At 57.5% G+C, this 13,571-nt stretch carries 13 protein-coding genes and 1 pseudogene; 4 read left to right on the top strand and 10 right to left on the bottom strand.

Features of this window, described 5'->3' with window-relative positions:
- Positions 1–696: 696 nt before the first annotated feature.
- Complete coding sequence (locus AC0L30_RS03905) at positions 697–855, bottom strand: hypothetical protein (protein WP_245285881.1); 159 nt, start codon at positions 853–855, stop codon at positions 697–699.
- 98 nt (positions 856–953) lie between these two features.
- Positions 954–1,112 (bottom strand): hypothetical protein, encoded by a 159-nt coding sequence (locus AC0L30_RS03900; RefSeq protein WP_007592914.1) that lies wholly within the window; start codon positions 1,110–1,112, stop codon positions 954–956.
- A 419-nt stretch (positions 1,113–1,531) separates the two neighbouring features.
- Here AC0L30_RS03900 and AC0L30_RS03895 point away from each other — a divergent pair.
- Positions 1,532–1,825 (top strand): annotated as a pseudogene (locus AC0L30_RS03895) (hypothetical protein); the annotation flags it as partial.
- Positions 1,826–2,016: 191 nt separating this feature from the next.
- Here AC0L30_RS03895 and AC0L30_RS03890 read toward each other — a convergent pair.
- From AC0L30_RS03890 to AC0L30_RS03860, 7 genes are all read right to left on the bottom strand, one after another.
- Positions 2,017–2,304, bottom strand: a complete 288-nt coding sequence (locus AC0L30_RS03890; RefSeq protein ID WP_433994716.1) for a DUF7662 domain-containing protein — start codon at positions 2,302–2,304, stop codon at positions 2,017–2,019.
- A 135-nt stretch (positions 2,305–2,439) separates the two neighbouring features.
- Positions 2,440–2,736 (bottom strand): hypothetical protein, encoded by a 297-nt coding sequence (locus AC0L30_RS03885; protein WP_473253306.1) that lies wholly within the window; start codon positions 2,734–2,736, stop codon positions 2,440–2,442.
- Positions 2,737–3,215: 479 nt separating this feature from the next.
- On the bottom strand, positions 3,216–3,812 hold the full coding sequence (locus tag AC0L30_RS03880) for a DsrE family protein (protein ID WP_473403810.1): 597 nt from the start codon (positions 3,810–3,812) through the stop codon (positions 3,216–3,218).
- A gap of 34 nt (positions 3,813–3,846) precedes the next feature.
- Positions 3,847–4,407, bottom strand: a complete 561-nt coding sequence (locus tag AC0L30_RS03875; RefSeq protein ID WP_085383300.1) for a hypothetical protein — start codon at positions 4,405–4,407, stop codon at positions 3,847–3,849.
- Positions 4,404–5,423, bottom strand: a complete 1,020-nt coding sequence (locus AC0L30_RS03870; protein ID WP_473403809.1) for a TAXI family TRAP transporter solute-binding subunit — start codon at positions 5,421–5,423, stop codon at positions 4,404–4,406. The genes AC0L30_RS03875 and AC0L30_RS03870 overlap by 4 nt, the downstream gene beginning before the upstream one ends.
- 124 nt (positions 5,424–5,547) lie before the next feature.
- Complete coding sequence (locus AC0L30_RS03865; protein WP_473403808.1) at positions 5,548–7,005, bottom strand: coiled-coil domain-containing protein; 1,458 nt, start codon at positions 7,003–7,005, stop codon at positions 5,548–5,550.
- Positions 7,006–9,788: 2,783 nt separating this feature from the next.
- Positions 9,789–10,160 (bottom strand): hypothetical protein, encoded by a 372-nt coding sequence (locus AC0L30_RS03860; protein ID WP_473403807.1) that lies wholly within the window; start codon positions 10,158–10,160, stop codon positions 9,789–9,791.
- 98 nt (positions 10,161–10,258) lie between these two features.
- On the opposite strand from AC0L30_RS03860, the gene AC0L30_RS03855 reads away from it, so the two are divergent.
- From AC0L30_RS03855 to AC0L30_RS03845, 3 genes are all read left to right on the top strand, one after another.
- Positions 10,259–10,504 (top strand): hypothetical protein, encoded by a 246-nt coding sequence (locus AC0L30_RS03855; protein ID WP_007592890.1) that lies wholly within the window; start codon positions 10,259–10,261, stop codon positions 10,502–10,504.
- Between the two features lie 219 nt (positions 10,505–10,723).
- Positions 10,724–11,848 (top strand): serine/threonine protein kinase, encoded by a 1,125-nt coding sequence (locus AC0L30_RS03850; RefSeq protein WP_473403806.1) that lies wholly within the window; start codon positions 10,724–10,726, stop codon positions 11,846–11,848.
- A 37-nt stretch (positions 11,849–11,885) separates the two neighbouring features.
- Positions 11,886–12,911, top strand: a complete 1,026-nt coding sequence (locus tag AC0L30_RS03845) for a nucleotidyltransferase family protein (RefSeq protein WP_473403805.1) — start codon at positions 11,886–11,888, stop codon at positions 12,909–12,911.
- Positions 12,912–12,981: 70 nt separating this feature from the next.
- Here AC0L30_RS03845 and AC0L30_RS03840 read toward each other — a convergent pair whose 3' ends face one another.
- Complete coding sequence (locus AC0L30_RS03840) at positions 12,982–13,341, bottom strand: H-NS histone family protein (RefSeq protein ID WP_473403916.1); 360 nt, start codon at positions 13,339–13,341, stop codon at positions 12,982–12,984.
- Positions 13,342–13,571: the final 230 nt, after the last annotated feature.

Below are 13,571 nucleotides of genomic sequence, written 5' to 3'. Positions count from 1 at the left end.
CCAATACAAGCATCCTGCTCGGATCGTAGTCTTCAACACGGTAGAGGGTTGGTCCCGTGATGTAACTGTAGAGATTGCAGATGAACTGCGCCGCTGCTTTGTCGAGTTCGATGACATTGCCCCAGCCGCGTTGGAATTCATCGAGAGAGTTGGAAGGAGTTGATTGTGGTGCCCGCCGTACCCTAGTTTGCGCCAGTCTCACCAGCTTATCAGAGATGAGGATGATGCGACAGCACGAACGAACAAGCTACCGCGGCGAGGCGTGAGGCGACAGCTTGGTGCGGTATTAGGCCATCCCGTTGTTATGTCTGGTTGTGTTGGGAGCTGCCATGTCGATGAACTTCCGCAGCCGTGCGCCTCAGCTGACTGCCGGCAAGCAGATATTGTCATACGATTGAAAGAGGCGGAGCATCGATCGATGGTCGAACGCAGCTTTCTGGCCGTCGCGGACCGGGTCCAATATTGGCACGTGACCGACCTCGACGCCGCTGAGCCCTGCGATGCCTGCCGCACCTGGAGGCAATGATCGCGAACCTGATCGCTATGTTGCGAACGGACGACCCGCGGTCCTAAATGCTTGCTGGTGAGCTCGAGGCAGTAACAGTCGGAGCCGCCGGGCAGCCTTCACTCATTCGCGATTCGTCAAGATCAATGTTCATCCTCGCCAGGATGTAACCGAAGGCGAGCCCAAGGCATTCACTTCTTCGACCGCGCTCTCCATCCGTATTCCTCATGCGGAATCGTTGCGGTGATCTCGACGTCATTGCCGGCCGAAACGCGCCAGGCTGCCACCCCGAAGCACAAGGTCAGCGTCAGGGCGAGGGCAAGCAGAAGCATAGAGACGAAATGGCTCACGCGCGTGTATCCGTAAATCTGAAACCAGTTGAGAGCGTGCACAGAGGCCCGATTCGGAAAATGCAGACGATCTGACCCATCGGCCGTTTTCCCCATCCTTACACGGGGCCAAAAGCGCTCACGATCCCGATCGTGATCGGCACGAGTGCGACCACCACCCACAGAGCGGGCGAGCTGGAGGACAGGCCGACGACCAGTATCAAAACACCGATACCTACGAGGGCCGCTGAGATTGCGTAGGCGACTGCCTTTTCCATCTGTCGATCCACGAACAATAAGGGATCGGTCGCGCAAGCACGACTCGAGGCAAATCGAAACGTTCCCGTCTCGATTTAATTGGTCTCAAAATTTCATTTAATTCTGTTTCAGTGGCTTAATTTCGCCAAATTACAACGCGCTTTCTGCGCGTCGGGGCAGGGCTATTAACCCGGAGTCCTGCATGTTCAATCGAGTAGTCGTAGCTTTATTGCTCGCTTTTGCGACATCCATTTCTTCTGAAGCACGCCCCTTGCGCGCCGCTTCGCCACCTGAATGCAACGTGATTATGCCATGCGACTTTTCATCTTCGCTGGTGCAGGCGCAGAGATACACGAGACCGGCACCGCGCCTGCAGCGAGGTGCCGTTGCTAGCCTACGGATGTCTGTGGCCAGCTCAGGGGCCTTAAGTAGTGAGATCGTCAGCGGTCGTCCGGCCGGTTGCCCTCGATCGTTCTGCGGATGTGGTGCGGCGATCCGAGTGTTTGGTCGGGTAGTACCGGAACTGAACCTCGCAGCCAATTGGCTGCGCTTTCCCCGCACCTCGCCAGCACCGGGAATGGTTGCCGCGCGACGTGGACACGTCTTCGTCCTTGAACAGCACATCGCCGGTGACATCTGGAAGGCGTACGATGCCAACTCAGGTGGGCACGCAACGCGAATTCACCCGCGCTCCCTGCGAGGGTACACCATCGTCAACCCTCATGCGGCCTAGGGCCATCGCGCAGCGTTCCCATTAGATTTTTCTCGCCACGTTCCGGAGCATCCGGCTCGCGGCTTCCGCTCAAAAACAGGGCCGCAGCAGTTTTCGCTGCGGCCCTGAAGTTGCAACTTGATTCTGCGCCAGCTTATTCTCGCAGTTGGTCCCGAACACCGAAGTTGATAGGTCCGCCATCATGGGAAGCTTCAATGCAGCCAGGGCGTTCCATGACGATCATTGGTGTTCACATCAGAACGATAGAATTCGACGATGCGGTGCTTCATTGAGACGCGGACACGATAACCAGCGGATATCCACGCTCTCGCTTGAGGACCTGCTCTCTTCAGTGTGCTCCACCACGCAGTGAAGGTGTAGGCCGATCTCGGCAGAGGCTTCCCCAAGATCGCTTCAATTTCTGAAAAGGTCAGGCGGAGACTTTGACCGTTCTCCGTTCGCAGCCTTTCATGCAATGGCTGGTAAATCGACCTCGGCATGCGAGCACTATATCGACAAAATGGGCCGGCTGCCCGGCATTGGAATAGCAGTCTGGTGCATATAGAGCGCGGAGGCAAAAGGCATTATCATTCAGGTCTGCAAGACCTCGCGGAGCCTGACGCAGCGACGCCTCTTTAGTGTTCCCTTAGCTCTAGGTCTCTCAGCAGCACGTGGAGAAAGTCGCTGGCGTGGTCATAGCATTTACGACCATTCACGATCTCGCGGGTGCGCGGCTCCAGTGTGCTGGCGATGGCTTCCGCGCCGGGTAGATCAGCCTGGTGCGACCACTGCTGTAGCAGCCGATCAGGAATGTTTTGAGCGGATCCAAACAGCTTCAGCACACAATAATCGCCATCGTGCTTGTGATCAGCTTTCGCATAAAAAGCGAATAACCCTCGAAAGGTATTACGGGAAACGGCAGGTTTTGCCATTTAACATTCCCCAACGTAAAATCGACTCGCTTTAAGTCTAGAAATCTGACGCGTTAACAAAATAAAATCCAGTGGAATTTAATCGCTTGCCTTCGAAAAAGAGGTCATCAGAACTGACGTAAATCGAAGCACCATACGTCACAGTTCGCGCCCTCCTGCGTCTCCGATACCCTATGCTGCTACGGGACAATCGACCTTAGCAGGCGGCCGAGTAGGATGGGCGGGCCAGGGGCTGCCCCGCAAAATTGCTACCAGACCTCGCAAGTGACTGAGACGACCGATGTTCGCTCAACCCTCTCCCGAAGTCGCTCTCGTAATCAGACAGTCGGTCTGGCGCTGCCCGGTGAATAGCGCGCGATAGATCTGTCCCCGATCGAGGCCAGTTCAATTTGCATCGGCTGCGGCGACCCACTCGATCGGGGTGTCGCGACCGCAGGCCGGCACCTAGGCGCTCGATAGGGCACTGTCTGGTCGCCATTTCATGGCTTGACGTAGGTCCATCCCTGCTCCTGCAACTGCATCACCCTAACGACGCCCGACCTCACCACTTGGGCTTGGGCAACGATCGGAATGTCTTTATTTTCGGCCTTTTGCATTTTCTCTTGCGTGTTTCCACAGGCTTTGAATGATACTTCCGGCGTGCTCAGAGCCATTTCCTCGATTCGTGCTTTCACCGGCGACGTGTCATCGCGGAGCATATGGAGGCCGGGGCCGAAGGTAATCACCTCAATTTTCACCCCTTCACCAACCTCCTTGTAGTATTGCGCGACGTTGAGTGCATTGTTCAACGCAAGATTCATTGACGCGGAGTCGCTTGTGTTGACCTGAAGGATTAAGCGGTGCTCTTTCTTGGCAGCAGACGATGGCACGATGCGCGCCAGCTCAAATTGTTTTGGCATCGCGGCCCGCGCCGATGAATTCGCGTGCGTTCTTGCCACGCCATGTGTTGAGGCTGCAGGCAAACTAGGCTGTGCCGGGAGCAGGCGAGTCTCCTGTGCCGCGGAACTAGACAGCCCGACCAGGAGCGAGATGATTGTCGCGATCATCGCTGTGATAATCTTCGGAAATTTGGGCATTATGTTGTTTCTCCAAGCAAGCTGAGGTTCATGATCAATGGTTGGGCTTCGCGATCACGCGTGGCCATTTGCATGTTGCCGCCAATTTTGCACGCACGCTCTCGATACCATCGAGAGCGAACACTGCACCGGCGCCGGCCCCCGTCCGGCGTGACACATGCACAGAAAGTTCGCTGTGGCCGGGGATCGATTGCAACAGGCGAACGACATCGCTTTCAAGCACGACACCGCGCGTCGACGTGATTGTCGAGACCTGAAACGGTGGATCATCATTGATGCGTAGGGAAAGGGTGTAGTCCTCGCGGCGGCCCGATAGGCCGGCTCCATCAAGCAACACTTCGGTCAGGCCGCCGCGACACCGTATCGACAGGCTCATTGCTGCGTCGGAACTGCCCCCTTGAGATGGTAATGTAGCCTTGATGATCGATGAATAATCGACTGGCGAGGTGGTCTCGCTGACGATCCACGCCCCGACTCCATTTGCGGGCCGATCAGAGACGCGAACCGGCGCCACGGGGTCTTCGGCGCCTCGGGCCCGAGCGAGGTCATTTGCGATCGCGAGCGTCACGACGAGAGCGATCAGGGTGAACGTCATTGTGCCGCCTGGCTCGAACGCGGAAGACGATCGAGCCAGGCCTGCGCCGCGGGGAAGCGCGTCAGGCCAGGGACCGTCGCCGCCAAGTTGATCGACTTCCATTTCGGATCGAAACCGGGCTCCTGCAGCTTGTCGATCCGCGAGAACAGGCGGTCAACAAAGCGCGCCACACGATGAAAGCGATTGGATTTGATCGGCCAATTGAAAGCGACCAGCACGGTTGGAACGGCAATAGTTGCCACGCGTTCCCCCTGCCTGATCAAGTTCGGGTAATCAGCTGCGTCCAGCCAAGATGGCAGATAATAATCTTCGAACTTGCTCTCGTAGGGGACCGGCAGGAACTTGAAGCCGACATCCCAGCGACCACGTATGAATGCATCCACCGGCTTCGATGTTATGAAAACGACGGCGGCCAGCTCACCCCTGCGCATTTGTTCCATCGCAACCTGATGAGGGATGAATGTCTTATCGACCTCGATCCCCAGCCGGCTGAAGATCAGCGGACCCGAATAAGCTGCGGCGGTACCTTGGGTGTTGAAATTGACCTTCTTTCCGACCAGATCACTCAAGCTCTGAATTTCGGGCCTGACGAATACGTGCAGTTCAGATGGAAACAGGTTGAGCACATAGGTGATCCGTCGCTGGATGTCCGGCACTTGGCTCTTGTACTCGTCAAGTGCGTCGGAATTGATGATTGCTGCATCAATGCCCCGCAAATACAGCAGCGAATTGACGTTTTCGGTTGCGCCACGGGTCACGATGGGCAGCACGTGGAGGTCCGTTCCATCATCGGCCACTCGCGCCATTTCCGCGGCAAGCCGAATGGGAGCTCCTTCCAGCAGACCTCCGGCAATTCCAACAGTCCAATCGTTCATGGCCGCAATTTCAGTCCTTGCATGATCCGCACGCGCCCGCGGAGTCTGCTGGGCCATTGCCAGGCCATAGCCCATGATCAAAAGCGGCGGGGCTATCACGATGAGGAGAAACCAAGAGCGTATTCCAACCAGCTGCTTCATCGATCCGGCTCCCCTAGGAACGTCTATTCTGTTTTGTCCGCTGCGCTCTTCACTTCGACATGTAAGTTTAAATTCGATCTGACTAGTCGATACAGCGCACGACCATTTGTCTGAACCGATGCTGCTAACGACCAAGTGCGTCGAACCGCTCCCTTGCCTCCTTGACCCCTCCGGCTGCTGCTCTGGCGTAAAGCTCTCGCGCCTTGGACGTGTCGCCGCGCGTTCCGCTCGCGCCCCATTTGGCAAGCAGGCTCGGATCATACGTTTCGGCGAGCGCGAAACTTGCCGGTGCGCTCCCTAATTCAGCAGCACGCTCCAGGACAACTCGTGCCGCGCCAATGTCGCCTTGTCGAAGCAATCCGGTTGCGCGAGCGATCAATCGCACGAGCGCGGCTGCGTTTTCGTTGCCGAGAACCGGGGATGGCGCCTTCGGCTCAGCTGCTGTGACCACGAGCTCTCGCGCGAATTGCGCGGGCGGCGCCTGCGGCGATCCCAGCAGCAGTGTTCGGAGCAGTTCCCTTGTTGGCGAATTGCCGGCTCCGCCTTCACCCGACACCCGGGCGGGTAGCCACGGTCCGACATTCGGGCGTGTTGCGGTAAGTTCTTGCTCATCTCGGTCGGATTGGTTGCATTCTCGCCGGAGCTGCTTTTTCAACTGTTCGGCTCGATCATCGTTTGCCGCGGCTTGCGCTTCATACGCGAACAGCTTGGAACGCGCCAACGAGAGCTCTTGCGCCAGCGCATCTGCTCTTTCGTGCTCTTCCCTCAATGAGAGCTTCAGTTTGGCCGAGGTATTCTCCGCCGTTCGGTTGGCCTGCGCCGTCTCTTCGATTGCCTTCGCGATCTGCTGGGATCGGTTGTCGAGCTCGATTCGCGTCGTCGCGAGCGTCTCCTCCAGCTGTTTGGTACGATCGTGCTCCTGTCGGAGGCTTGCCTGTACCTGAGCCCCCGCTGCCTCTTTTGCACTGATCTCTGCGGCTTGTCTGGTTACCTCTGCCGACTGGGTCTCCAGGTCGTGATGAGCGGCTGTCAGATTCTGCTCCAGCCGGTTTGCCCGATCTTTCTCCCGCTCGACAGCTTGTTGCAGCTCTCCCGGATCACTCTGTGCCCGGCGTTCGGGTTCGTGACCTTCGGTGCCGATTTCGCGGCTTAGCCGTGCCTGCACTTCGAAATCGTTGCGCGTGTTGACAAGTTCCCGTTCCAGACGCTCCGTGTGCAAGCGCTCCTCCCGGAGCGATTTCTGCAGCTTATAGGTTTCATTCTCGGTGGCCTCCGCAATGCTGGTCCATTGCTCGCGTGCATGCTGCAACAGCCCCAGCACGGTATCCTGCTCCCGTCGGCATGTTCGAAGGTCAGCAGCAAGGGCCTGTATCTTCTCCTGTTCTGCGGCGAGCACTTGCCGCGATCGCTCGGTATTGCTGATTGTGGCTTGTGCGAACTTCAGGGGTGTCGTGTCGGCAGATGGTTTCAGCCGCGCCGTGCGCCACCCGTCCGAGCCGGTCGTGCCGCGCAAGTGCGTCGCCATGACATGGGCGTCGCTCGCCGGCTGATTTGGCTGCTGCGCGAGAACGGGTATGGTCAATACCGATATTACCGTCAGGACAGTCGGTGCAACCCAGGCCGACCTTGTTGCGCAGGTGCGCGCACAGCTACGAACACAATCCGAGACAATCCACACGTCTGTGCGGCGAACGGGCGATCCAAGGCCCGACCCTGCCTGCATCGGCGCTTGTGCCCACATCCGCGACATTAATGCGTCAATCCGCTTCCCAATTGCAATTTATCCATAGGCAAAAATAAACCATATTATATTTTATTCAATGATTTATATCGCTAATTAAAGTTTCGGCCGATGCGGCCGGTCGCTTGAGAAGGAGATCGTCCAATGCTCCACCGAATCCCTTCGTTGATCATTGCGATTATCATGAGCGTATCTGTGCTGGCCCTGGCCCAAGCAGGTGGCGCAGTGGCGGGCTCCGCGGGTGCCGGCACTGGGACGGGCACGGGCAGCGCCAACACTGGTGGGTCAGCTCCGTCCGGCATGGGTACAAATGCGAGCAGCGCCAACCCTGGTCCATCGGCGCCTCCAGGAATGGGGACACGAGACGTTGGTGCCGGTGCAAACCTGGACCGCGCCAGTCAAACCAACAGCCCGGACGTTCAACCCGCCACGTCGAAGTCGCGGGCGGCGGCGCAGGCCAAAAGAAATGCCGGCGCTGGCCATGCTCAAAATGGTCTGCCGATCGGAGCTATTGGCACCGGCACGAGCAACGAGGAGCAGATGATCGTTGGACCGTCACCTAACCGGAAAATACCGGCAGCGAAGGTCGACGGTGATATCGCCGGAATAGTTGGTAGGGGCTCCAGCCTTTCGGACCAGGTGAGCCGGCCGCGCGCCTCACGAGCTGGGGAAAAGGTGCTGGACGCCAAAGCGCAAGTCCAACGGCGAACGACAGTTTCGCATAAGCGCATTCCCGACCCAGAAAACAGAACTCGGTAGTCTGAGCGGCCCGAGCCGGGCAGCGAGCGCGCTTTGGCGTCCCTGCTCCGGTCTGCGCGCCGCCAGACAAAGGCGCCGGCAGGGCTTGGTTCTCCATGGGGCGCCTTGAAGAGGACTGACGCCCGGCACACGGCCGAGCGGGATTCGGGCTAAACGAGAGCATTCACGCGGTTATGCGAGCGCTCGATTCCGCGGCATTCGGATCATGTCCGATCGGTCGGAGCGAGGAGCCAGCCGTGCATTGTTCGAAATGCTCGCGAAGCATGTCATTAGCCAAATGCTCCCAGAACTCAGCTTCGGCGAGAAGCTTCCAGCTTCGATCAGGATGATGCGCAGAAGTCTGTCGGCACAGCGACGCCATCGCGCGCAAGCGGCGTACGGTCTCCATCCACTCCTCCCATTGGTTTTCTCTGACCTTATTTCCTGTTTTGCGTCTTATTAATTATGATTACATCAGATAACTAAATTTGCCTCCCATGGCGCAACTACCGAAATGATTTGACGCGAACAACTTTCGCTTTGCTTTCAAATTGTCTTTCAGATGAAGCGCTGCTTCATAAACCTAAAAACAGATAAAAAGCCGGGGCTTAAACAACTCAGGTGCGAGACATGATCCGTAGCATGCCGCTCGTGGATGATCTCGGTCAGAGCCGGAAAGGGACGCCGGATCAAGCGCAGCACTTTTCCTGGCACAGAGCCTTCACTCGCATCGGCCTGCCTTGAAACTCCGCTGCGCGCACGCCTCATTGAGGAGCGATCGGGCGGCTTGGAGCTGTGCCAAAGGGTTATCAGAGGCTTCAGGGTCGATCCGTGAGACGATCGTCTTCGAGTTCGCTGAAATTACGCGCGCCGCTCGCCATCATTGAATCCGCGTGCGGCAACTCGTCCCAAACCGGGGCCTACGCATCCGTGACGCCGGCCCTAATCTCGCTCTTTCTCCGAGGCTTCGCCCTTCCGCCCTTCGCACTTGCTCTCGTAGCCTCTGCAATTGGGCAAGCAGGCTAACGAGCTCCATCGCCGTTTGACGCAGAACAGCCAAGCGGCCGCAAACCCCACTACTCACTACAATACCCCCAAACAGGCCCTTGCAGGATCAGCGATCGGAAGCGTTAGTTTGCGCCGACCTGCCGGTGCGACGCTTAACTTACGGTTCATGAGGGCGTCAGTTCGCTTTACGACGATAGACCAAAATATTTCGCATCCCTCCGGTAAGCCCTGGCAGAAATAGCCGCCAAGACAGGATTCTGGATGAACGCTGCGCCATGATTGAGCGCAACCGGTCCGTACCAAGACGAGTTCCCAGCCGGGGCGGCAGCTATGCCGCAACAGGTCAACTCCGCACACGCGGCGTCATAATGAGGCGGTCGGCCCAAGCTCGTGTAGTGCTGGTCAGTTCGGCTCCGCGTCTGTACCGAAGCCCGCTACGCATCAGCACAGCGGCGCTTCCTCGAATATCTCCCTGGGCCGCACGACCTGCTCATCGACCCAGGCCTCGCGAGCGAACCAGTTGTGATTGGCGCGACAGACCGGGCATCGAGTATTGCCATAAAACACAACGCTCCGCAGGAAAGCCTCACGGTCCGACCTAATACCAGTAGGAATCGCGCGACCGGTTTGCGGACATTTGACCATGATCATTCCCATGCGAGCCTCCCTAGGAAATTATTCGTTGTCGAACGAAAGAGAACCGGCCGGCTGGAGTGCGTCGTCATCTCAGTGTGGGTTACTTGGGGGGCATCGCACACTGGGAGTGCTTGTTCGAGCAGGGCGGGTTGCTCGTGACGACGTTTTTCCAACCGGCCGGATCGCTGCTTGAGCGATTCCTTGGACGCCGCCGCTCTTTGGCTCGGCAGCGCGGGCGTTGATTATGCGTTTCTCGAAAGCTCCTGGGGCGCCACTGAAAATGGGCCAATCTGAGCGGGTGGGAGTTTTGCGCGTGCTATGCCGCTCGCGACGAAGACGATCATGTCGCCCGTGATGGGCAAATTGGCTAATTCGATCACCGGTTTCACTCCACTCTCGTCAGCGAAATATTCTTCGTTAGGATTTAATCCTGCAAATTTAGCCTTGCGCTGTCGGTCTGGTTTGCGACTCTCGTCAAGTTTTATTTTTTTCTGTCCTGCACGCAGGAGGCCAAGATCATCGCGGCGATTTCTGCGACGCTGTTCTCGGTCGGCTGTTATTTCGACGCAGGGCCCGCTTCTTGGTATTTGAATGGTTGCATCCGGTTCAAACATGAAATAAATATTGATTATATTGATATCATATAAATCTCGTTGTTAATTGTTGTCAATGACGTAAGCTGTTTTCGTCATTTTTTTGGTCGGAGGAGACGATGCGGGAATCAGTCCAGAAGAAGCGCAACTCCACCTCGGCTGCGAAGCAGTTGGCTCAAATGCGCGAGAAACTAGCGAGCATCAGCGAGAGGGAGCGCGTTCTACGAGAGCGGAGTGCTGCTCGCGAAGTTTACCGCTATCTGCTGGACTCTCACCGGTTGACCGCGCCGGCGACCTTTCTCGGAGGACAAGTGTTGAATATTTCTCCATCTGGGGTGAACGAGGGTGGTCAGCTGGCGGCGTGACCCGGGGCCGTATGGTCATTCGAGACGAATCCCAGTCAGGCGATGTGCATCCGCACTGAAGGTGGATTTGCGCCGCTGTAGCACGGCGATCAAGCCGAGTTTCCTCGGCAACTGCAGCTCGTTTGAACGCGCCGCGAACAGGACATTGCAGGATCAGAATGTTGTCGCCGCCGCGTCGACACGGCGGCGAAACAAATATCGTCGCTATCGGGCATAGCCATGCTGGAAAAAACAAAGACATCGGCAGAGATCGTGTTGAGACCCGCCGCGGGTGCAGTCTTCGCGCTGGTGGACGGTCGATCAGTGCTTTTCAGCGAGACAAGGCAGAAGCTCTATGAGTTGGACCAGCTAGGGGCATTCATTTGGTGCAAGTTGGCACAAGGCGCTTCTTTGGAAGACGTCCATCAGGAGCTTGGGCAGCTAGGCATTGGCGAGCGCGCAGCGCGCGAGGTCACATGGCAGGCGATGAACGTCTGGATCGATCGAGGGGTGCTCGATCTCGACTGGCGAATGTCGGCCGATTGTGCCTTCTCAACGGTTCTTGGTCAGCGCAGGATCAGCGTCCGGGCTGCAAATCGGGACCTCTCGCAACAGTTGATTTCGCTCTTTTGCGTTACGGACGACAGCGGCGAGGAGGAGGAGGATATTGCGATCGAGACAATGACGCTCGGCGATCGAGTATTCTTCCGCGGGAATGACGCGAGCATCCAAAGATGTGAAGCCGCAGCTCTGGCCCCTACAATCAAAGCTCACATCACCGAGCGACTTATCCGAAGCAATCAGTGGGCTTTCGCGCTCCACGCCGCTTCTCTTGTAAAGTGCGGCATGGGCTTGCTGCTGTGCGGCCAACCGGGAGCCGGCAAGTCGACTCTTGCACTAGAACTGGTCGACGCTGGATTTCAGTATGCTGGCGATGACGTTGCGCTAATTGGGGCTGACGGAACGATCTGCGGCATCCCATTTGCCCTCACCCTCAAGCAGGGATCGTGGCGGTTGCTATCCCGACTGTATGGCGATTGGAACGACGTGACGCACCGCCGGTCCGATGGCGCCGAAGTGCGGTATTTGCCGATTCCGGATGCGCACAATGGGAGCCTCTCTGCCAACTGGATCATCTTTCTGAACCGGGTTGCAAGCGGCCCCGTCGAGCTGACCCCCCTGGATCAACTTGATTCGATCAAGCGGCTCATTGAGGGCGCTTTTGCCGCAGACGGGAAGCTGTCGCAGCCCGGCTTTTTCGCTTTGAAGCGGATTGTTGCGGGCGCGCGATCGTTTCAACTTACTTTTTCCGAATCGGCGGAGGCTCGGCGACTGCTGATGGACTTATCCAATGACAAGGCATAGTGCGGCACTGACAAGCCTTTGCAACTGCTTGCGAGGCTTGCCGCCCGCCGAAGTGGAGTGGACCTCGGTAATCGGGCTCGCAAACCAGACGTTAACGACGCCTGCGCTCATTGACTTCGTCGATCAATTTGCATCGGTGTTGCCGGAGGACGTGTGCACCTATATCCGCCAGATCCATCGCCGAAACGTGCTGCGCAACAATCGGCTGGCCGGTCAATTGGAAGAGGCCGTCATTGCGATGAATGGCCAGGGAGTTACGCCGGTGTTGCTCAAGGGTGCGGCAATGCTAGCCACAGCACCTGTCGAGCGGCGGGGAGTTCGGCTGATGTCCGATCTGGACATCATGGTCTTGCCGGACGACGCCGACAGGGCGGTCGCCGCTCTGGGTGCGATTGGCTATGAAATTGATCATCAGGCGCACCCCGAAAGCGGGAGGTGGTATGTCGAGCTAAGTCGATCGCGGGACGTCGGAACCATCGATCTGCAGCGGGCCGCTCCAGGTCCCGCGTACCTCTATGCTGGCCCCGGAGATGTTCTGAACCACTGCGTCCCCGCGCTGCTGGGGCGGGGACGCGTGTACGTCCCGACGCCCACTTATCGAGCGCTGATGTTGATCATCCACGATCAGTTTCAAGACTACGGCTACTGGCTTGGCGAACTCGATCTGCGGCATCTGGTTGAATTGCGCGACTTGAACGATTCCGAAGGGCTGGATTGGCAGGAACTTGCCTCTCATGTCTCGGGCGAATTGATGAAGAACGCGGTCGAAACCCAACTGCTCGCTCTCGCTGCGCTGCTTGGGATCGAGGTCCCGCGCTCAATGCGCTCCCGACTGGTTCCTCGTCTGCAGTTCATGCGACAATTGATGCAAGCGCGCTTTCCGGCCACACGGGTGCCATTCCTCGCAATGACGGTCCTGGACCTCAGAAATTACCGGAGGGAGGCGACCTCTGGGTACACGCAAACCGGCATGCGCCGGCCTGGATTGTGGTCCGTGCCAAGAACGGACACATTGAAGCTTCTGTTGAGGGCGGCCACCGCGGTTCGTGTGGGAAAGGTGTAAAGCCAGCAACGCTCGCACGCCTTCAAGGCCAAACGGTTTCAGCAAACGACATGTCTGCAGTTGCGCGGAGCTAATGTCCTTGACCGCCGGCATTCCGATCGGACGATTCGCCGTTCTCGCGAATCCTGAACTCTTCGAGCGTGTGCCCGGATTGGAGCGCGGCAACTAGCCAGCGCGGCTGTTTACCACGTCCGGACCAGGTCTCTGTCGGGTGGAGTGGATTGAAGTATTTTGGCACGACTTTTGGGTATTTGCGGCGCGGCGGCTCGCTCGTTCCGGCGCTGGCGGCCCGGCTTTCAGTTTCACCGAATTGGTCCGGCTGGTTGAGTTGCGCAAGACGTTTTTCGAGCTCCCGCTTCTCGACTGTGATTTTTTCGGCAAGTATCTTTGTCAGCTCTTCGTGAAGGAGCCAAAGTTCCTCAAAGTCCATGGCTTCGAGATCTTGCCGACGCAGCATTCTCGTCACCGTTCGATCGACGCCTGATGCATCTGTCATCCTCAGCTTTCGAGGCATCGTTGCCCGAGCAGCGGATCAACGATAGAGCAAAGTCAGTGCTTCAAATTTACGCTACAATAAATAAATAATATATTATTTAATAGTTATTGCGAGGGTTATTTCATTAAATGGGACGGGCAGATCCAATGATTTGCTGCAGGGCA

It is taken from the genome of Bradyrhizobium sp. MI1.11 (assembly GCF_055811255.1).
This window is presented reverse-complemented; position numbering and strand designations above follow the sequence as displayed.

Coding starts and splice junctions, on each gene's coding strand:
- AC0L30_RS03900 (WP_007592914.1), bottom strand. CDS start 1,112: ATGGAAAAGGCAGTCGCCTACGCAATCTCAGCGGCCCTCGTAGGTATC.
- AC0L30_RS03890 (WP_433994716.1), bottom strand. CDS start 2,304: ATGCCGAGGTCGATTTACCAGCCATTGCATGAAAGGCTGCGAACGGAG.
- AC0L30_RS03885 (WP_473253306.1), bottom strand. CDS start 2,736: ATGGCAAAACCTGCCGTTTCCCGTAATACCTTTCGAGGGTTATTCGCT.
- AC0L30_RS03880 (WP_473403810.1), bottom strand. CDS start 3,812: ATGCCCAAATTTCCGAAGATTATCACAGCGATGATCGCGACAATCATC.
- AC0L30_RS03875 (WP_085383300.1), bottom strand. CDS start 4,407: ATGACGTTCACCCTGATCGCTCTCGTCGTGACGCTCGCGATCGCAAAT.
- AC0L30_RS03870 (WP_473403809.1), bottom strand. CDS start 5,423: ATGAAGCAGCTGGTTGGAATACGCTCTTGGTTTCTCCTCATCGTGATA.
- AC0L30_RS03860 (WP_473403807.1), bottom strand. CDS start 10,160: ATGTTTGAACCGGATGCAACCATTCAAATACCAAGAAGCGGGCCCTGC.
- AC0L30_RS03855 (WP_007592890.1), top strand. CDS start 10,259: ATGCGGGAATCAGTCCAGAAGAAGCGCAACTCCACCTCGGCTGCGAAG.
- AC0L30_RS03850 (WP_473403806.1), top strand. CDS start 10,724: ATGCTGGAAAAAACAAAGACATCGGCAGAGATCGTGTTGAGACCCGCC.
- AC0L30_RS03840 (WP_473403916.1), bottom strand. CDS start 13,341: ATGGACTTTGAGGAACTTTGGCTCCTTCACGAAGAGCTGACAAAGATA.